Consider the following 19,819-nt stretch of genomic DNA (forward strand, 5'->3'; position numbering starts at 1 on the left):
CGAGGCTGGACCCATGAAAGGGATCGTGGCGATGATCGCGAGCGGGGCCAGCAACCAGGTCGGCGCTGCGCTGGGCGCCCACGCGTTCGGCGCCATCGGCCCGGCCGGGGTCGTCGCGGTGCGCCAGTTCGTCGCGGCCGCCGTGCTGCTGCCCGTCGCCCGCCCGAACCTGCGCCGCTTCACCTGGCGCCAGTGGTGGCCGACGCTGCTGCTCGGGCTGGTCTTCGCCACCATGAACCTCAGCCTCTACACGGCGATCGACCGGATCGGCCTCGGGCTGGCCGTCACGCTCGAATTCCTGGGCCCGCTCGCCGTCGCGCTCGCCGGTTCCCGTACGCGGATCGACCTGCTCTGCGCCGTGGGGGCGGGCGCCGGCGTGTACGTGCTGGTGCAGCCCGGCCCGTCCAGCGACTTCCTCGGCGTCGGCACGGGTCTGCTCGCCGCCGCCTGCTGGGCCTCCTACATCGTCCTGAACCGGCTGGTCGGCGCGCGGCTGCCCGGATTGCAGGCCCCCGCCGCCGCTACCAGCGTCTCCGCCCTCCTGTATCTGCCGGTGGCTGTCGGCCTGGCCGTGGCCGGTCGGCTCGACGGGGCGGCCATCGGTTTCGCCGTGGGCGCCGGGCTGCTCAGCTCGGTCATCCCCTACGCCGCCGATCTGCTCATCCTGCGTCGTGTGCCCACCCAGTTCTTCGGGCTGTTCATGAGCGTCCATCCGGTGCTGGCCGCGCTGGCCGGGCTGCTCCTGCTGGGCCAGGTGCTCGGCCTCGGGCAGTGGATCGGCATCGCCCTCGTCGTCCTGGCCAATGCCGGGGCCGCCACCCGACGCCGGGCGGTCGTCTCCTCCCCGGCTCTGCCGTCTCCGCCTATCGCCGACGGGCCAGCTCGTCCACGATGTTGATCGTCGCGGCCCAGCCCTCCACGTCGGGGGCGTGTGACGTCGCCACCGAGCGCACCTCGAACTTGTTGTGCGGCGTCGCCCGGTCGGCCCCGGCGATCATGCGATCCTGCAGGGCGAGCGGGATGATCCGGTCGCGCGTGTGGCGGATGAACGTACGCGGGATCGTGCCCCACGTGTCGACGTGGCCACGGGTGTCGGCCAGCGGCACCTCGATCGACTCGTCCGGATGCATGCCGTTGAGCATGGCCAGGAACTCGGCGTCGGTCGCGTCGGCGCACAGGGCCTGCTTCATCTTGGCCAGCATCGTGAGGTCGTTCGTCCGGAAATTGGTGCGGCTGGCGCCGATCACCGCCGGGTCGCCGATGCCCGCGCTGCCCAGCTCGAGGATCATGCTCTCGCGGGCCTCGGGCAGCTGCAGATAGTCGGCCATGCGGGGCAGGTCGACGCAGCAGAACGCCGAGCTGTAGACGATCCGCTTGAGCAGCCGGGGCACCTCGTTGGCGACCCGGTTGAGCGTCGCGCCGCCCATGCTGCCGGCCCACGCGATCACCGGGCCGAGCTCCGCCGCACGGCGCACCACCCGGACGGCGGCCTCGGCGTAGTCGTCGAGGGTGACGCCGGCCATCGGCGAGCGTTCGGTCGCGAGCCGGGCCAGATTTTGCGGTGCCTGATAAGACCGGCGGAACTGGGCGTCCCGCAATCCGTGGCCCGGCAGCTCGACACCGACTGTCCGATGCCCGCGCAGGGTCAGCTCGGGGTCGCCGCCGGCCGACCCGTTGGCCCCGGTGATCAGCACGATCGTGGTGACCCCGTCACGCCGCGGCGGGCCCTGGGCCGGCGCCGCCGACGGTGTGGCCACGGCGGCCGCCGCGCCCGCGGCGATCCCCAGCACTCCGCGCCTCGTCATCTTCGTCATCGCCTTCTCCCTTCGTGGCTGTCGGTGTCCATTCAGCCCCGGGACGGCGGTGAGCGGCAGCGGAGAAAGTACGGGCCGGGCACCTACTTTGGTAGGGTCCGCCCCGCCTCGCCCGCCTGTACCGTCGGGCCCATGAAACGGCGGAACCGGCTGGTCGACTCGGTGCTGCTGACCGCTCTTCTCGCGGCAGCGGTGCTGGGTGGCCTGGCGGCCGCGCGGGTCGGAAAAAGCCCAACCGCTTCCGCGTACGGGTGGGGCATCGCCGCGGTGCAGCTCGCGACGTCGTCCGTCATCCTCCTGCGGCGCAAGTGGCCGACCGGGGTGGCGGTGACCATCGTGGTCTCGGCCCTCGTGCAGACCCTGGCCCTGTTCACCGCGCCCGATCAGGTCGCCGAGACCGTGCTGTCGGTGAGCGCGTGGATCCCGTTCGCCCTGTCCGTCGCGGTGGAGAACATCACCGAGCGCGGCGTGCCGAGGCGCTGGTCGGCGCGGGTGTGGGCGCTGATCGCGGTGCTGGCCGTGGTGAGCATGCGGCCGTGGGAGCCGTCGACGGCCTTCCTCGTCAACGGCGTGCTGCACAGCGCGGTCGCGCCGCTGTTCGCGCTTTACCTGGCGGCGCGCCGCCGCCGCATCCAGTTGCTGCGCGAGCGGGCCGACAACGCGGAACGCGAACAATGGTGGCGGACCGAGCAGGCGCGGGCCGAGGAACGGGCGCGGCTGGCGACCGAGCTGCACGACCTGGTCGCGCACCGGGTCACGCTGATGACGCTGCAGGCGGGCGCGCTGACGATGCACGCCCCCGACGACACCACCCGCGCCGCCGCCGAGGAGCTGCGGGCCAACGGTGCTCTGGCCCTCGACGAGCTGCGGGAGCTGGTCGGGGTGCTGCGGCGCGGCGGCAAGCCACTGGAGACGCCGCTCGACGAGCCGCCGACACCGCCGCTGGCCGAGCTGGTGCACGCGGCGGAACGGGCGGGGCAGCGGGTCGAGTTCGTCGAGGCGGGGGAGTTCTCGGGGCTGTCGCGGGTCACCGGGCGTACGGCGTATCGGGTCGTGCGGGAGGCGCTGACCAACGCGCGCAAGCATGCCCACGGCGCGGCGGTCCGGGTCGATGCGGAGTATCTGCCCGATCGCGTGCGCATCGTGGTGCACAACGGAGCGGGCCGGCGGGCGCTCGGGGCGATCAGCAGCGGGACGGGGCTGGCGGGGCTGCGCGAGCGGGTGGAGTCGATCGGCGGCACGCTCGAGGTCGGCCCGGACGAGGACGGCGGGTTCCGCCTCGAGACCGTCATGCCGTCCAAGGTGTCGTCGTGAACGGGGGAGTGGCGTGGTGATCCGGGTGCTGGTGGTCGACGACGAGCCGCTGGTGTGCCGGCATCTGACCGCGATCCTGTCGGCGGCGCCCGACGTCGAGGTGGTCGGCACGGCGTCGGACGGGGCCGAGGCGGCCGAGATGGTGGTGCTGCAGCGGCCGGATCTGGTGCTGATGGATCTGCGGATGCCGGGAGTGGACGGTCTGGCCGCCACCGAGCGGATCCGGGGGCTGACGTCACCGCCGGTGGTGCTGGTCCTGACCACGTTCGACGCCGACGGTTACGTGATCCGGGCGCTGCAGGCGGGCGCGGCGGGCTATCTGGTCAAGTCGACGCCGCCCGGCGAATTGCTCGACGTCATCCGGGTGGCGGCCCAGGGTCATACGGTGCTGTCACCGGTAGCCAAGGACGGACTGGTGGCGGCGTCGGCGACGGCCCACGAGGAACGGGCGGCGGCTCAGGCCCGGCTGTCCGAGCTGACGGAGCGCGAGCGGGACGTGCTGGCCGCGATCGGCGACGGGTTGACGAACGCGGAGGTCGCTCGGCGGCTGGGGCTCTCGGAGACGACCGTCAAGGGGTACGTGTCGCACCTGTTCGACAAGCTGGGATGCGCGAACCGGACACAGGCGGGGCTGCTGGCCAAGGCGGCCGGCCTGTCGGCATCGGGGGAGTGAACTTCCGCGGGAACGCGCTCGGCACAACACCCAGCGGGGCCATCCTCCCCTTGATGGCCCCGACCGGGTCCTCTCTTCCGATGTCAGCGCCACAGGCCTAGGAATACCCGTAGTGAGACCTGTTAACGCTAACAGAACGCGCCGCCAGAAAGCCAGGCAAACGCGAAAATAGCCGGGGAGAACATCAGCAGGACCGAACGCGCCGCCCCAGCACCTCGCTGCACGGCCCCGTCGTACCGCGCGCTCTACCTCGCCCAGCCCTTACCCTGCCCGCTATCCCCGTCGGAGCGCGTTCTCACCCTGCTCGCTGACCCCGTCGGGCCGCGCTCTCATCCCGCCCTTGCTCCGCACCAAACTCCGCCAAGTGTTGTTGCGCGGTGCAACGAGGCGTGCCGAGGCGGAGGGTGTGGCGCGGTGGGGGCGCTGGGTTGCGGCATGGCGCGGTGCGGCGGGGCGCGCGCGTGGTCCTGCGCGGGCGCGGTGGTGGGGTGGTCAGCGGGGCGGGGGTGGGGCGACGCTGTCGCGGGGGATGAGGGTGGGGGCGATCGTGCGGCGGGTGCTGGCGTCGGGGGTGCCGGAGTCGATCTGTTCCAGCAGGAGTTCGACGCTGGCGGTGGCCACGGCGTCGAAGTCGGGGCGGACCGTTGTCAGGGGCGGCGTGTAGTAGGCCGACTGGGGGACGTCGTCGAAGCCGACGATGCTGATCTCTTCGGGGACGCGGCGGCCGTGTTCGCTCAGGGCGCGTAGCAGGCCCAGCGCGATGTGATCGTTCGCAGTGAAGACGGCCGTCACCTCAGGCAGGCGGGCCAGCAGCTTGCCGTTGCGGTAGCCGGACTCGGCGCTCCAGTCGCCGGTCAGCAGCGGGGGCTGCTCGGCGCCGGCCGCCTTGAGGGCCTCTTCCCAGCCTTGCACGCGGCCTGCGGCGTCGAACCAGTCCGCCGGGCCGGAGATGTGCCAGACCGTCGAATGGCCGGCGGCCAGCAGGTGCTCGGTGGCGGCACGAGCCCCGGCCACCTGGTCGACGGTCACCAGGGTGCTGGCGCGCTGCGGGTCGCCGTCGATGGTGACCAGCGGGACGTCCTCGGGCAGGCGGGCCAGGGCCGGGCCGGCGCTCGCCACGGGGGCGATCACCACGAGGCCGGCCACGCGCTGGTCGAGGTGCCGTTCGACGGCGTCGGCGATCGAGCGCTCGTTGAGGCTGCGCACACTGCCGACGTTGACCGCGAACCCGCTCTCCTGCGCGGCCTGCTCGAACGCCGTGAGCATCGACGAGGGACCGTACAGCGCGGTGTTGGGCGCGACCACGCCGATCACTTTGGACGTGCCGGTGACCAGGGCCCGGGCCGTCCGGTTGGGCCGGTAACCGAGCTCGGCGATCGCCGCCCGGACCTTCAGGCGGGTCTGCTCGCTCACGTTCTTGTGCTCGTTGAGCACCCGCGACACGGTTTGATGCGACACCCCCGCCAGCCGGGCGACGTCCATCATGCCCGGCGGCCGTCCGCGTTTCACGCTCACCCGTACCCCGCATCCACTGGTTGCGGGCAGGATATCTCTTCACATCCTTGTCTGTTGAACTGCGGGTGGGCCGGTCGGCCGAATTCTGTTATCGATCGCCGCAAAAGGTGCCGCGGGAGCGTTCCCATTGACGGAATGTGCGGTGTTCCGGCAGCCTCCGGCGACAGGAGACCGCCGGAACACCGCAGGCCGCGGGCGCCCGGGGGAGCGCCCGCCGCCCTACAGGAATCGCCAGAGGTGGTCGTTCGTGCCGTTGTCGTCCCAGAGCACGACCTGCGCGCCGGCCGCCGTGGAGGCGCCGTTCACGCCCAGCACGCGGCCGCCGTTGCCGCATTGGATCCGGAAATAGCCGTTGTTTCCGTAGCGCAGCCGCCACCGATGGTCGGCCGTTCCGTTGTCGGCCCACTGCATGATTCGGGCGCCGTTCGCATTCGCCGCGTTCTCCACCCCCAGCACCTTTCCGCTGTTGGTGTTGCGCAGTCTGAAATAGCCACCGGAGTCGACCACCGCGGTCCACAAATGGTCGGCCGTGCCGGCGTCGCCCCACTGCACGACCAGCCCGCCGTCGGCCGTCGACATGTTCTGCACGCCGAGCACGAGCCCGCTCGCCAAATTCTGGATGCGCCGCGCGCCGTCGGGCACGAACCGCCACAAGTTGTCGCTCGAGCCGTTGTCGGGATCCTGCACGGCCTGCGCGCCCTGGGCCGTCGAGGCGTTCAGAATGCCGAGCATCTTGCCCGAGTTGGCATTGCGGATCCGGTGGCTGCCGTCGCCCGCGTCGATCACGGTCCACCGGTGGTCGGCCGTGCCGTTGTCGGCCCATTGCAGGGCGCGCGCACTGTCGGCCGTCGACATGGAATCGATCCCGAGCACCTTGCCGCTGTTGACGTTCCGAAGCCGTACGGCGGTGCCGTCGACGACGATTTCCCAGTTGTGATCCAGGGTCCCGGTGTCGCCCCACTGCAAAGCGAGCCCGCCGTCGGCCGTCGACATGTCCTGGATCCCGAGCACCATTCCGCTGGCCACGTTCACCAGGCGGAAGTTCGCCGGCGTGGGGATCGCGCCCTCGCCCGGTGCGCTCCAATAGACGGTGTAATTGTGCCCGTGCGCGTCGTAGAACGGGATCAGCGGAACCGCCGAGCCGTTCGCGGTCGCCGTGAACGTCAGCGCCGACGTGCTGGTGCGGGCGATCGACGAGACCGTCAACGCGGGCAGCGTACTGAAGGCGGCGTTCCCGTAGTTCCCGGAGAGCACGACCGGCCCGTACGTGATGGCCGAGACGCCCGCGTTGTCGTTGGCGGCACGCAGGGCAACCCGCATGGGCAGGCGCACCGTGACGACGTCGCCCGAGGCCCACGTACGGGTGATGGCCGCGTAACTACCCGGCGTGGCGGTGACGGCCGCCGCGACCCCGTTCACCGTGATCGCCGCCCCGGTCGTCCAGGCAGGGATCCGTACGCGCAAGGTCCAGGCACTTGATGTGGCGGCGGTGACCGTGAGCGTGGTCGTGTCCGAGGACGGGAAGGACGTCGACTGCGTGACCGTGATGCCGCGCTGGGACCAGGTCAGCACGGACGGGATGAACAGGTTGACCGTGAGCGTGGTCCCGTTGAAGAAGTAGATCGAGTCCATCAGCTTGGTGTTGGTCTCGAGGCCCGTGCCCTGGCAGCACCAGAACGTTCCGTAGTCGGTGCTGTAGCTGCCGCCACCCACGACCGGTCCGGCCTGACCACGGCGGCCGCCCGGGTTGAGCGCCGTGAAATACACGACGTGACCGTGGCCGTCGGCCGGGTTCTGCTGGCCGAGCAGGTGGTTCATCAGCGCGCGCTCGTAGAAGTCGAAGTAGGCCGCCCGATCCGGGTCGAGCAGCCACAACTCGCGGGTCAGCTTGAGCATGTTGTACGTGTTGCACGCCTCCGCCGCGTCCGGGGAAAGATAGGCGGTGATCGCGTTCGGCGCGTGGAAGTGCTCGGCCTGACTGTTGCCGCCGATCACGTACGAGTGGCTGTTGACCGTGATGCCCCAGGCGTTGGCGGCGATGTCCCGATAACGCGTCGTGCCGGTCGCCTTGTATTCGCGCGCCGCCCCGACCCACTTCGGCACCTGGGTGTTCGCGTGCAAACCGTTCAGCCGATCCTGATTGGCGGCGAGCGGATCGAACACGGCCGCATGATCGAAACGCTGCGCCACGGTCAGCCAGCGAGCGTCACCGGTCTGTTGGTAGAGGTCGGTCAGCACCGCGTTCATGCCGCCGAACTCGATCGTCAGGGCGGTCTGCATTTGCGCGTACGAGAGCCTGGCCGTTCGCCGATCGACCCAGGCCGCGAAGGCCAGCAGGACGTCGCGCGCCTGTGCGCTGCCCAGGTAACGCCACACGTCGAGCAGGCCGGCGAGCGTCTTGTGCAGGCAGTAGTAGGGAACGCCGCGGCGGGTGCCGGCCTCGATGCTGTCGAAGTCCGACTCGGGGAAACCGGACAGGTAGCCGTTGGCGGCCTGGCATTTGGCCAGCTCGGCGACCATGTAGGTGGCCTTGTCGCGGCAGACGGTGTCGCCGAGCACGGCCCAGGCTTGTGCCCACGCGGTGAGGAAGTGGCCCTGGCTGTGACTGCGGAACTCGAAGTTCGGCGCCTCCCAGCCGCCGCACGCCGCCGCGCCCTGAGTGGATTGGCCGTGATTCGCGCGGAAGTTGTAGAGCAGGCGGTCGACGTCGATGAAGCGCAGGTAGCTGAGGGTGCGATTTTGGTTGTCGAGCCAGCGGCTTGCGGTCAGTCGCACCTGGCCGAGCTCGAACGGGTAGGCGCTGACGCCGATGTCGGCCCGCGCGGGTGGCAGGGCGGCGGTCGCGGGGCTTGCGGTGGTGGCGATCCCGCCCGCCGACGCCACGGCGGTGGCCCCGGCTGCTTGCAGCAGACGGCGGCGGCTGAGCGACGGCACAGACACGGGACCTCCACACGTATCGACGGACTTCGTTGTTAGCGCGGTGTGAACGATAACATCGCCGCCCCGGCCCGGCGCAAGGGTCGCTTCCCTCGGCGCCGAGAGGGGGCGTGTCTGGCCGTCGATCGCGGCGGTGCGCGTTTCGGGAGCCGGCGAGCCGACAGGGGAGGGCTGCATCTGATCTGGGCACTGGCATCTGACATTTCACTGTGTTGTGCGGAGCGGCGTGCGATGCGGGAGTCGGTAAAGGGGGAGGGCGTCCAAAGCGCTGGCATCTGACATTTCAGTCTGGTGCGGGGAGCGGCTCGCGATCGGGAGTCTGTGGAGAGGAAGGCGCTCGGGCGCTGACATCTGACATTTCAGTGCATGGCTTGGAGCTGGACGCGATGCGGGAGCCGGCGAGGGAAGGGCTCCCGGATGCTGGAATCTGACATTTCAGTGCTCTTCGTGGGACGGCCTGGACGAGAGATGACGGGGAGAGCGTCAGACTGCTGACATCTAACATTTCAGTGGTCGCGCGAAGCGGCAGCTGGGAGAAGAGAAGCGGGGGCAAGCGGGCGAACCAGGGGCGGTGGAGGTGGGAGGGCGAGGCGAGGGGTGGCGGAGGGGCGGTGAGGTGGGAGGGCGCGGCAAGGGGGCGGGGGAAGAGCGAAGAAGGAAGGGGCGCAGTCAGGTGCGGGTGCAGTCAGGGCGGGCGGGGCCGCTGCTGGCGCGGACTACCAGTTGCGGGGACACCAGCACGTGGTTTGGTGGTGGGAGTTCGGCGGCTGGGGTGTGGGTCATGTGTTCCAGGAGGAGGGCCAGGCTGCGGCGGCCCAGTTCGCCGAAGTCTTGGTGGACTGTGGTTAGCGGGGGGACGAAGAAGCCGGAGTCGGGCATGTCGTCGAAGCCGACCACGCTGACGTCGTCGGGTACGCGTTTGCCGGCCTCGTGCAACGCGCGCAGGACGCCCAAAGCGATGCGGTCGTTGGAGCAGAAGACGGCCGTCACTGAGGGGTCGCGGGCCAGGGCGTGGCCCTGTTCGTAGCCGGATTCGGCGTCCCACCAGCCGTGTTCCACCGGGGGGACCACGGCGCCGGCGGCGTAGAGGGTGCGGCGCCAGCCTTCGATGCGTTCGGCTGATTCGGGCCAGTCGGGTGGGCCGGCCGCGTGGTGGACGGTGGCGTGGCCCAGGTCGAGCAGGTGCTGGGTGGCCAGGCGGGCGCCCAGCGCGTTGTCGATCGAGACGGTGGGGGCCGCGTCCGACTCGCCGGCGCCGCCGACGGCCACGCACTGCAGGGAGGGTGGGGCCTGGGCCAGGGCGTGGGTCACCGACTGTTTGGGGGCGATGGCGATCACGCCGTCGACCGAGTGCTGGGTCAGGCGGTCGACGGCCTCGAGCACCTGGCGGCGGTCCAGGTCGCGGACCGAGGCGATGCTGACCATGTAGCCGGCGTCGCGGGCCGCGCTTTCGATGCCGTGCAGCATGGACGCGGGGCCGAACAGGGTGGTCTCGAAGCCGATGATGCCCAGCGTGTCGGACTGCCTCGTGACCAGGGTGCGGGCGGCCAGGTTGCGGCGGTAGTTGAGCGAGCGCATCGCGTCGAGCACCCGGGCCCGGGTCTCCTCCCGCACGTTGGGGTGGTTGTTGAGCACCCGGGACACGGTCTGGTGCGAGACGCCGGCCAGCTTCGCGACGTCGCGCATGACGGTGAGACGGGGCCGGGCGACGCCGTCGGGGGTGGGCTTTCTCGTGGGCAAAGACGACCTCCGATGTGAGCGCGCACAGTCTACGTTTCCGGCGGGTCGTGTCCATCCATCCCACCAAGGTCTTCCTGCACCTTGTGGGAAGCGGCAATCAGTCGGTAACAAACCGGCGGCGAGGCCTTGACTCGGATGTTGAGAACGGTAACACTCTCGGAACGCGGGTCCTGAGAGTGAGGTCGCAGCGACTCGCCGCAACGATGAGCCACATGAGACACCAGCGATCCGGCCGCTCGACATCCCCCGAGGCGCCGGAGTGCGCGCCTGTGAACGTTAACACGTAGACGTGGAGGATCCAGTGCTCAGAAGACTTTCGATCGCGGTGGCCGGCGGGCTCCTGCTCGCGTCGGCGGTCGCCGGTTGTGGCGGCGGCGACGACGCCGGCTCGGGCAACGGCGGCGGCGGGGACGACAAGATCACGCTCGGCTTCTCGCAGGTCGGCGCGGAGAGCGGCTGGCGCACGGCGAACACGAAGTCGATCCAGGAGTCGGCCGCGAGCGCCGGCATCGACCTGAAGTTCTCCGACGCGCAGGGCAAGCAGGAGAACCAGATCAAGGCGATCCGCAACTTCATCACGCAGCGGGTCGACGTCATCGCCTTCTCGCCGGTGGTCGAGTCGGGCTGGAGCACCGTGCTCAAGGAGGCCAAGGACGCGGGCATCCCGGTGATCCTGACCGACCGCGCGATCGACGACCCGGACACGTCGCTCTACAAGACCTTCATCGGCTCCGACTTCGTCGAGGAGGGCAAGAAGGCCGGCGACTGGCTGGTCAAGGAGTACAACGGCAAGACCGACCCGGTCAACATCGTCGAGCTGCAGGGCACGCCGGGCGCGGCGCCGGCCAACGACCGCAAGTCGGGCTTCGCCGACGTCATCAAGGCCGACACCAAGTTCAAGGTGGTGGCCTCGCAGACCGGCCAGTTCACGCGGACCGACGGCAAGGCCGTGATGGAGACCTTCCTCAAGTCGCAGCCGAAGATCGACGTGCTCTACGCGCACAACGACGACATGGGCCTGGGCGCGATCGAGGCGATCGAGGCGGCCGGCAAGAAGCCCGGCACCGACATCAAGATCATCACGGTCGACGCGGTCAAGGACGGCATGACCGCCCTGTCCGAAGGCAAGATCAACTTCATCGTCGAGTGCAGCCCGCTCCTCGGCCCACAGCTGATGGACCTGGTCAAGAAGGTCAACAACGGCGAGACGATCCCGCAGCGGGTGCTCACCGAGGAGACCACCTTCACGCCCGAGCAGGCCAAGGAAGTTCTGGCCGACCGCAAGTACTGAGTCCCGCCCGGTGGGCCGTCGCGTCGCGGCGGCCCACCATCGAACGGAGCGCACATGGTCCTGCAGATGACCGGCATCAGAAAGGTCTTCCCCGGCGTCGTCGCTTTGGACGGCGTCGACTTCCGGCTGTTACCGGGCGAGATCCACGCCCTCATGGGCGAGAACGGCGCCGGCAAGTCCACGCTGATCAAGGTGCTGACCGGCGTCTACGACATCGACGGGGGCCAGATCGAGCTGGCCGGCGAGCAGGTCCGGTTCACCGGCCCGCTCCAGGCCCAGCAGGCCGGCATCAGCACGGTCTATCAGGAGGTCAACCTCTGCCCCAACCTGTCGGTGGCGGAAAACATCTTCATCGGCCGCGAGCCCCGCCGGTTCGGGCGCATCCACTGGTCCGAGATGCGCAAGCGGGCCCACACCAGCCTGGCCCGGCTCGATCTCGACATCGACGTCTCGGCCCAGCTCGACAGTTACTCGCTGGCGATCCAGCAGATGGTGGCGATCGCCCGCGCGACCGATGTCGGCAATACCAAAGTGCTGATCCTGGACGAACCCACTTCCAGCCTCGACGCGTCCGAGGTGGAACAGCTCTTTGCCGTGATGCGCCGCCTCAAGGACGAAAACGTCGCGATCCTGTTCGTCAGCCACTTCCTGGATCAGGTCTACGAGATCGCCGACCGGATGACCGTGCTGCGCAACGGCCGCCTGATCGGCGAATACCGCACCGCCGAGCTGCCCCAGATGCAACTGGTCAGCAAGATGATCGGCAAGGACCTCGAGGCGCTCGAGCAGATCGAGGAGCACGCCCGGGAGGCGCCCCGCCAGGAAACGAAGATCATAGAAGCGAAAGGCCTCGGCCGTACGGGCTCGATCGCGCCTTTTGATCTGACGATCCACGCGGGTGAGGTCGTCGGGCTGGCCGGGCTGCTGGGCTCGGGACGCACCGAGCTGGCCCGGTTGCTGTTCGGTGCCGACCGCCCCGACAGCGGCGAGCTCGACGTGGACGGCACGCCCGCCAAGTTCCACAGCCCGCGCGACGCCATGACCAAGGGCATCGCGTTCTCCAGCGAGAACCGGCGCACTGAGGGCATCATCGGCGAGCTGACCGTGCGGGAGAACATCATCCTGGCCCTGCAGGCGGCCCGCGGCTGGACCCGGCCGATCCCGCGCCGCCGGCAGGACGAGCTCGTCGACAAGTACGTCAAGGCGCTGCAGATCCGCCCGGCCGATCCCGAGCGGCTCGTCCGCGATCTCAGCGGCGGCAACCAGCAGAAGGTGCTGCTGGCCCGGTGGCTGATCACCGAGCCCCGGCTGCTGATCATCGACGAGCCGACCCGGGGCATCGACGTCGGGGCCAAGGCCGAGATCCAGCGGCTGGTCGCCGAGCTGGCCGACGGCGGCATGGCCGTGCTCTTCGTCAGCGCCGAGCTCGAGGAGGTCCTCCGGCTCAGCCACAAGATCGAGGTGCTGCGCGACCGGCGGCTGGTCGAGGAGCTGGTGAACACCGACGACGTCGACGCCGACCGGATCATGCAGACGATCGCGAGCGGAACAACCGGAGCCACACCATGACCAATCTGCTCAGACACCGGCTGTTCTGGCCCATCGCCGTCCTGGTGGTGCTGCTCGCCAGCAACCTTGTCTTCTCGAACAACTTCTTCACGATCACCCTGCAGGACGGGCACCTCTACGGCTCGCTGATCGACATCCTGCGCCGCAGCGCCCCGCTCGTGCTGGTCGCGCTGGGCATGACGCTGGTCATCTCGACCGGCGGCATCGACCTGTCGGTGGGCTCGGTGATGGCCATCTCGGGCGCGCTGGCGTGTCTGCTGATCGGCGATCTCAGCAATCCTGATTCCACAACAAGCGTGCTGCTCGTGGTGGGCGCGGCGATCGCCCTGTGCCTGGTCTTCGGGCTGTGGAACGGGTTCCTGGTGGCGGTGCTCGGGATCCAGCCGATCATCGCGACGCTGATCCTGATGGTCGCGGGGCGCGGCGTGGCCCAGCTGATCACCGACGGGCAGATCCTCAACGTGCATTCGGCGCCCTACCGGGTGATCGGCGCCGGCTACTTCCTCGCGGTGCCGGTGAGCTTCCTGATCGCGGCGGCCGCCGTCGCGCTGACCGTGGCCCTGACCCGCCGTACGGCATTGGGTCTGCTCCTCGAATCGGTGGGTGGCAGCCCCACGGCGAGCCGCCTGGCCGGCATCCGGGCCCGGCGCATCACGATCATGGTGTACGTCTTCGCCGCCGCGTTCGCCGGCGTGGCCGGGCTGATCTACAGCTCGGACGTGTCAAGCGCGGACAGCAACGCGGCCGGCAACCTGATCGAGCTCAACGCGATCCTGGCCGTCGTGCTCGGCGGCACGGCGCTGACCGGCGGGCGGTTCTCGATCGCGGGCAGCGTGCTCGGCGCGGTCATCATCACCACCCTCGACATCACCGCGGTCAGCGTCGGGGTGCCGGTCGAGACGACGCTGCTGTTCAAGGCGATCGTCGTGATCATCCTCTGCCTGGCCCAGTCGCCCACGTTCCGGGCCAAGGTGTTCGGCCGGTTCGCCACCAAGAAGGCAGCGACGCGAGAGGCGGTTGCCGCATGATCGACGTGACGACCCCGCCCACGCCGCAGCGCAACCGGCCGCTGCTCGGGGCCAAGCGGGTCTACAAGGCCAACACCAAACACATTCCCGTACTGGCGACGCTGGTGCTCCTGGTCGTCATGTACTCCGTCGGCGTCTACAACTACGACGGGTTCGGCGACACCCAGGTCGTCCTCAACGTCTTCGTCGACAACGCGTTCCTGCTCGTGGTCGCGGTCGGCATGACGTACGTGATCCTGACCGGCGGCATCGACCTCTCGGTGGGGGCGGTGATCGCGCTGACCACGACGGTCGCCGCGACGCTGCTCGAGGCGGGCTGGCCGGCGGGCGTCGTGCTGCCGCTGGCGCTGCTCATCGGCACGGTGCTGGGCCTGGGCATGGGCTGCGTCATCCACTTCTTCAAGGTGGAGCCGTTCATCGCCACCCTGGCCGGCATGTTCCTGGCCCGTGGCCTGTCCCTGCTGATCAACCGCAACTCGATCCCGATCACGAACGACTTCTGGACGCAGATGGCCCAGAAGCGGTTCCGGTTCGACGACGGCGTCTTCATCTCGCTCAACGTGGTGATCGCGGTGATCGTCGTGGTGCTCGCGGCGCTGGTGCTGGCCTGGACCCGGTTCGGCCGCAACATCTACGCGATCGGTGGCAACGCCGACTCCGCGCTGCTGATGGGGCTGCCCGTCGGCCGTACGCGGATCGCCGTCTACACCTTCAGCGGGTTCTGCGCCTCGCTCGGCGGCGTGCTCTACAGCTTCTACACCTCGTCCGGCTACAGCCTGCACGGGCAGGGGCTCGAGCTCGACGCGATCGCCGCGGTGGTCATCGGCGGCGTGCTGCTGACCGGCGGCTCCGGATACGTGCTGGGCACGGTGCTCGGCGTGCTGGTGCTCGGCCTGATCCAGACGATCATCACTTTCCAGGGCGACCTGAACTCGTGGTGGACCCGGATCGTGGTCGGCATCCTGCTCTTCGCCTTCATCGTCCTGCAGCGGCTCGTCACGAGAAAGGCCAAGTAAATGCCTCAGTACGTCATCGGGGTGGACTACGGGACGTTGTCCGGCCGGGCCGTGGTCGTCCGGGTCAGTGACGGCGAGGAGGTCGGCGCCGCCGTCCACGAGTACCGGCACGGCGTGATCGAGCGGACCCTGCCGGCCACGGGGGAGCGCCTCAAGCCCGACTGGGCGTTGCAGGACCCGTCGGACTATCTCGACGTGCTGCGTACGGCGGTGCCCGCAGCCGTTGCGGACGCCGGCGTCGACCCGTCGGAGGTCATCGGGATCGCCACCGATTTCACGGCGTGCACCGTCCTCCCGACGCTGGCCGACGGCACTCCGCTTTGCCGCCTCGACGAGTTCGGCGCCAGGCCTCATGCGTACGTGAAGCTCTGGAAACACCATGCGGCGCAACCGCAGGCGGACCGGATCAACGAGCTGGCCCACCGCCGCGGCGAGCCCTGGATCGACCGGTACGGCGGCAAGATCTCGTCGGAGTGGCAGTTCGCCAAGGCGCTGCAGCTGCTCGAGGAGGACCCGGAGGTCTACGCGCGGACCGAGCGCTGGATCGAAGCAGCCGACTGGATCATCTGGCAGCTCTGCGGCCGCGAGACCCGCAACGCCTGCACGGCCGGCTACAAGGGCATCCACCAGGACGGCCAGTATCCGAGCAAGGACTATCTGGCCGAGCTCAACCCGGAGTTCGCCGACTTCGCGGACACCCGGCTGGCCCACCCGATCTCGGCGCTGGGGGAGAAGGCCGGCGGGCTGACCGCGCAGGCCGCGTCGTGGACGGGACTGCCCGAGGGCATCGCGGTCGCGGTGGGCAACGTGGACGCCCATGTGACCTCACCGGCCGCCCGCGCGGTGCAACCCGGGCAGATGCTGCTGGTGATGGGCACCTCGACGTGTCACGTCATGAACGCGGCCGAGCTCAAACCCGTGCCGGGCATCTGCGGTGTGGTCGACGGCGGCATCCTGGCCGGGCTCTACGGCTACGAGGCCGGGCAGAGCGGGGTCGGGGACATCTTCGGGTGGTACGCCGAGAGCGTCGGGCAGAGTCATGACGAGCTCTCGCGGCAGGCCGCCGAGCAACCGACCGGGGCGCACGGGCTGGTCGCGCTGGACTGGCAGAGCGGGAACCGCTCGATCCTGGTCGATCACCACCTGTCCGGCGTGATCGCGGGCCTGACCCTGGCGACCCAGCCGTACGAGATCTACAAGGCGCTGGTCGAGGCCACCGCGTACGGGACCCGGAAGATTGTTGAAACGTTCGAGTCGTCAGGCGTGGCTGTGACCGAGCTGATCGCGGCCGGGGGCCTCAAGCGCAACCCGCTGGTCATGCAGATCTACGCCGACGTGCTGCGGCGGCCGTTCAGCGTGGCCTCCTCGGAGCAGGCGCCGGCGCTGGGTTCGGCGATCCACGCGGCGGTGGCGGCCGGGGCGTACCCGGATGTGGCTGCGGCCTCGTCGGCGATGGGCAAGGTCGAGCCTTCCTTGTGGCAGCCCGATCCCGCCCGCTCGGACGTCTACGACCGTCTTTACGCGGAATATGAGGAGCTGCACGACTACTTCGGGCGTACGTCGGAGACCCTGCACCGGCTGCGCGCGATCCGGAACGAGGCCCTGTGAGCATCGACGACGTCCGCGCCGAGGTCTGCGACCTGCACCGGCACCTGACGCGGTGGGGGCTGGTGACCTGGACGGCCGGGAACGTTTCGGCCCGCGTACCGGGGAAAGACCTTTTGGTGATCAAGCCGTCGGGGGTGGAGTACGACTCGTTGACGCCCGAGTCGATGGTGGTCTGCGATCTCGACGGCAAGCTGGTCGAGGGCGAGCACAGCCCGTCGAGCGACACGGCCTCGCACGCGTACGTCTATCGGCACATGCCCGAGGTCAACGGCGTCGTGCACACCCACAGCCCGTACGCGACCGCCTGGGCCGCACTGGGTGAGCCGATCCCGTGCTCGATCACGGCGATGGCCGACGAGTTCGGCGGTGACATCCCGATCGGGCCGTTCGCGCTGATCGGGTCGGACGACATCGGCCGGGGCATCGTCGAGACGCTGCGCGGGTCGCGGTCGCCGGCGGTGCTGATGCGGCAGCACGGCCCCTTCACGATCGGCCCGACGGCCAAGGCCGCCGTGAAGGCCGCGGTCATGTGCGAGGACGTGGCGCGCACCCTGCACCTGGCCCGACAGCTCGGTCCCGTCGACCGGCTGCCCGCAACCGCCGTGGACCGCTTGTTCGACCGGTACCAGAACGTCTACGGCCAACCCCTGATGGAGGGACAGCAATGAGCGAGCACGAGGTCTGGTTCCTGACCGGAAGTCAGGGACTGTACGGACCCGAAACCCTTGATCAGGTTGCCGCGCAGTCTCGTGACATTTCGGATAAATTGGCTCTAGGTCTTGACGTCAAGGTCGTCTGGAAGCCGGTGCTGACCGACTCGGGTGCGATCCATTCGTTGATCAACGAGGCCAATTCCCGGGCTGATGTCATCGGTGTCATCGCCTGGATGCACACGTTCTCGCCGGCCAAGATGTGGATCACCGGGCTGGACGCGCTGCGCACCCCGCTGCTGCACCTGCACACCCAGGCCAACGTCGAGCTGCCCTGGGCGTCGATCGACATGGACTTCATGAACCTGAACCAGGCCGCCCACGGTGACCGCGAGTTCGGCTACATCGAGGCCCGGCTCGGCGTCGCCCGCAAGACCGTGGCCGGGCACGTCTCCGACCCGCGGGTCACCGCCCGGATCAACACCTGGGTGCGGGCCGCTCGCGGCTACGCGGCCATGCGGTCGCTGCGGCTCGCCCGGTTCGGCGACAACATGCGGGACGTCGCGGTCACCGAGGGAGACAAGGTCGAGGCGCAGCTGCGTTTCGGGGTCTCGGTCAACACGTACGGGGTCAATGATCTTGTCGCCGTGGTCGACCAGATCCCGGACGCGGAGATCGACAAGCTGGTCGGGGAGTACGCCGACCTGTACGAGATCTCCGACGAGCTGCGCGACGAACGGCACGACTCGCTCCGGTACGCGGCGCGGATCGAGCTCGGCCTGCGCGGCTTCCTCGAGGCGGGCGGCTTCAAGGCGTTCACCACGAACTTCGAGGACCTGGGCGGGCTGCGGCAACTGCCCGGCCTCGCGGTGCAGCGCCTGATGGCCGACGGCTACGGCTTCGGCGGCGAGGGCGACTGGAAGACGTCGGTGCTGCTGCACACCCTCAAGGCGATGACCCCCGGCGGCACGTCGTTCATGGAGGATTACACCTACGACCTGACCCCGGGCGACGAACGCATCCTGGGCGCGCACATGCTCGAGGTGTGCCCGTCGATCGCCGCCGGGAAGCCCCGCCTCGAGATCCACCCGCTGGGCATCGGCGGCCGCGAGGACCCCGTACGCATGGTGTTCGACGCCGCCCCCGGCCGAGCCGTCGTGGTCGGCCTGACCGATATGGGCGAGCGCTTCCGCCTGGTGGCCAACGAGATCGAGGTCGTTCCGCCGTCGTCGCCCCTGCCCAAGCTCCCGGTCGCGCGGGCGGTCTGGAAGCCGGCCCCCGACTTCTCCACGTCGACCGAGGCCTGGCTGACCGCGGGCGGCCCGCACCACACCGTCCTCTCGTCGGCCGTCGGCACCGAGGAACTGACCGACCTCGCCGAAATGCTCACCACGGAACTGCTCGTCATCGACGCCGGAACCCGCATCCGCGAGTTCGCCAAGGAGATCCGCTGGAACCAGGCCTACTACCGCCTGGCCCGCGGCTTCTGATGCTGAGGCCTTCAGGTCACGAACTGACCTGAAGGCCTCCTAGCGTGGCCCGCATGACAGACATCAGCGAGTTTCGCATCGACATTGACGACGCCGAACTGATCGATCTGCGCTCGCGACTGACCAATACCCGCTGGGGTCCCGCGCTGCCCGGTGCGGCCTGGGAGCGCGGCGTTCCCGTCGATTTCCTGCGCGATCTGGCCGACTACTGGGCGACCAAATACGACTGGCGGGCGGCCGAGTCGGCGCTCAACGCCTACCCTCAGTTCACGACCGTCGTCGACGGGCAAAAGATCCACTTCCTGCACGTACGGTCGGGGGCGCCGGACGCCCTGCCGCTGGTGTTGCTGCACGGGTGGCCGGGGTCGGTCGTGGAGTTCCTCGACGTGATCGGGCCGCTCACCACCGGGCCCGAGCCGTTCGACCTGGTCATTCCGTCGCTGCCCGGGTTCGGCTTCTCGGGGCCGCTGGCCGGGCCGGGCTGGGACAGCCGGCGGATGGCGACCGCGCTGGCTTCGGTGATGAGCCGCCTCGGGTACGACCGGTACGGGGCGCAGGGTGGCGACTTCGGGGCCTTCGTGGCACCCGATCTCGGACGGGTCGACGCTGCGCATGTGGTGGGCGTGCACGTCAACGCGGCGACAGTCGGGTTCATCCCGTTCGGCGAGGCCGGCGATCTGACCGCCGCCGAGCAGGTCCGTTACGAGCGGATGCAACGGTTCCAGTCCGACGGCAACGGCTACTTCCAGATCCAGGCGACCCGGCCCCAGACGCTGGCCCACGCGCTGGTCGACTCGCCGGTCGGGCAGCTGGCCTGGATCGCCGAGAAGTTCCAGGAATGGAGCCACGACGGCTTCCCCGACCGCGACCGCGTGCTGACCGACGTCACCCTGTACTGGCTGACCCGTACGGCGGGCTCGGCCGCGAACATGTATTACGAGAGCATGCACTCGCAGAACTGGCCCACCCGCAGCGAGGTGCCGACCGGCGTGGCCAACTTCGCCGAGGACGTGGCCATCCGCCGCTACGCCGAGCAGACCAACAACATCGTGCACTGGTCCGAGTTCGACACCGGCGGCCACTTCGCGGCGATCGAGGTCCCGGAGTTGCTGGTCGAGGACATCCGGACGTTCTTCCGGGCGCTGCGCTGAACTATCCTGGCCGGGATGTCCTC

General features: G+C 69.4%; 15 protein-coding genes. 11 read left to right on the forward strand and 4 right to left on the reverse strand.

Annotated elements, in window-relative coordinates; translation table 11 throughout:
* Positions 1–13: 13 nt before the first annotated feature.
* The gene (locus tag JKJ07_RS24955) at positions 14–898 is read left to right on the forward strand and encodes an EamA family transporter (protein WP_202994193.1); all 885 of its coding nucleotides are present in this window, start codon (positions 14–16) and stop codon (positions 896–898) included.
* On the opposite strand, the gene JKJ07_RS24960 is transcribed toward JKJ07_RS24955, so the two are convergent.
* Positions 864–1,814, reverse strand: coding sequence for an alpha/beta fold hydrolase (locus JKJ07_RS24960; RefSeq protein ID WP_236029853.1), 951 nt, complete (start codon positions 1,812–1,814; stop codon positions 864–866). The genes JKJ07_RS24955 and JKJ07_RS24960 overlap by 35 nt on opposite strands.
* A gap of 132 nt (positions 1,815–1,946) precedes the next feature.
* Here JKJ07_RS24960 and JKJ07_RS50070 point away from each other — a divergent pair, with 132 nt between their 5' ends.
* Together JKJ07_RS50070 and JKJ07_RS24965 are read left to right on the forward strand one after the other, a co-directional pair.
* Complete coding sequence (locus tag JKJ07_RS50070) at positions 1,947–3,128, forward strand: sensor histidine kinase (protein WP_236029854.1); 1,182 nt, start codon at positions 1,947–1,949, stop codon at positions 3,126–3,128.
* Positions 3,129–3,144: 16 nt separating this feature from the next.
* On the forward strand, positions 3,145–3,801 hold the full coding sequence (locus tag JKJ07_RS24965) for a response regulator (RefSeq protein ID WP_307834393.1): 657 nt from the start codon (positions 3,145–3,147) through the stop codon (positions 3,799–3,801).
* Positions 3,802–4,293: 492 nt separating this feature from the next.
* On the opposite strand, the gene JKJ07_RS24970 is transcribed toward JKJ07_RS24965, so the two are convergent.
* The 3 genes from JKJ07_RS24970 to JKJ07_RS24980 all read right to left on the reverse strand — a co-directional run bounded on the left by JKJ07_RS24970 (position 4,294) and on the right by JKJ07_RS24980 (position 9,939).
* A complete protein-coding gene (locus JKJ07_RS24970; protein WP_202994612.1) occupies positions 4,294–5,286 on the reverse strand; it encodes a LacI family DNA-binding transcriptional regulator in 993 nt (330 codons plus the stop codon).
* A gap of 249 nt (positions 5,287–5,535) precedes the next feature.
* Positions 5,536–8,256 carry a beta-L-arabinofuranosidase domain-containing protein gene (locus JKJ07_RS24975; RefSeq protein WP_202994195.1) on the reverse strand — a complete coding sequence of 907 codons (2,721 nt, stop codon included), beginning with the start codon at positions 8,254–8,256 and terminating at the stop codon, positions 5,536–5,538.
* Positions 8,257–8,922: 666 nt separating this feature from the next.
* Entirely contained in the window at positions 8,923–9,939 is a 1,017-nt protein-coding gene (locus tag JKJ07_RS24980) for a LacI family DNA-binding transcriptional regulator (protein ID WP_202994613.1), read from the reverse strand.
* A 355-nt stretch (positions 9,940–10,294) separates the two neighbouring features.
* Between JKJ07_RS24980 and JKJ07_RS24985 the strand changes: the two genes are divergently transcribed.
* The 8 genes from JKJ07_RS24985 to JKJ07_RS25020 all read left to right on the forward strand — a co-directional run bounded on the left by JKJ07_RS24985 (position 10,295) and on the right by JKJ07_RS25020 (position 19,796).
* Complete coding sequence (locus JKJ07_RS24985; RefSeq protein ID WP_202994196.1) at positions 10,295–11,284, forward strand: ABC transporter substrate-binding protein; 990 nt, start codon at positions 10,295–10,297, stop codon at positions 11,282–11,284.
* Positions 11,285–11,350: 66 nt separating this feature from the next.
* The gene (locus JKJ07_RS24990; RefSeq protein WP_236029855.1) at positions 11,351–12,853 is read left to right on the forward strand and encodes a sugar ABC transporter ATP-binding protein; all 1,503 of its coding nucleotides are present in this window, start codon (positions 11,351–11,353) and stop codon (positions 12,851–12,853) included.
* Positions 12,850–13,881 carry an ABC transporter permease gene (locus JKJ07_RS24995; RefSeq protein ID WP_202994198.1) on the forward strand — a complete coding sequence of 344 codons (1,032 nt, stop codon included), beginning with the start codon at positions 12,850–12,852 and terminating at the stop codon, positions 13,879–13,881. Before JKJ07_RS24990 ends, JKJ07_RS24995 begins: the two co-directional genes overlap by 4 nt.
* Positions 13,878–14,897 (forward strand): galactofuranose ABC transporter, permease protein YjfF, encoded by a 1,020-nt coding sequence (gene yjfF / locus JKJ07_RS25000; protein ID WP_202994199.1) that lies wholly within the window; start codon positions 13,878–13,880, stop codon positions 14,895–14,897. Before JKJ07_RS24995 ends, yjfF begins: the two co-directional genes overlap by 4 nt.
* Positions 14,898–16,505 carry a ribulokinase gene (gene araB / locus JKJ07_RS25005; protein ID WP_202994200.1) on the forward strand — a complete coding sequence of 536 codons (1,608 nt, stop codon included), beginning with the start codon at positions 14,898–14,900 and terminating at the stop codon, positions 16,503–16,505.
* A complete protein-coding gene (locus tag JKJ07_RS25010) occupies positions 16,502–17,173 on the forward strand; it encodes an L-ribulose-5-phosphate 4-epimerase (protein WP_202994201.1) in 672 nt (223 codons plus the stop codon). The genes araB and JKJ07_RS25010 overlap by 4 nt, the downstream gene beginning before the upstream one ends.
* Positions 17,170–18,645, forward strand: a complete 1,476-nt coding sequence (gene araA, locus JKJ07_RS25015; protein ID WP_202994202.1) for an L-arabinose isomerase — start codon at positions 17,170–17,172, stop codon at positions 18,643–18,645. The genes JKJ07_RS25010 and araA overlap by 4 nt, the downstream gene beginning before the upstream one ends.
* A 53-nt stretch (positions 18,646–18,698) precedes the next feature.
* A complete protein-coding gene (locus JKJ07_RS25020; protein ID WP_202994203.1) occupies positions 18,699–19,796 on the forward strand; it encodes an epoxide hydrolase family protein in 1,098 nt (365 codons plus the stop codon).
* The last annotated feature ends 23 nt before the right edge of the window (positions 19,797–19,819 follow it).

The organism is Paractinoplanes lichenicola, from assembly GCF_016785085.1.
GTDB classification, from domain to species: Bacteria; Actinomycetota; Actinomycetes; order Mycobacteriales; family Micromonosporaceae; genus Actinoplanes; species Actinoplanes lichenicola.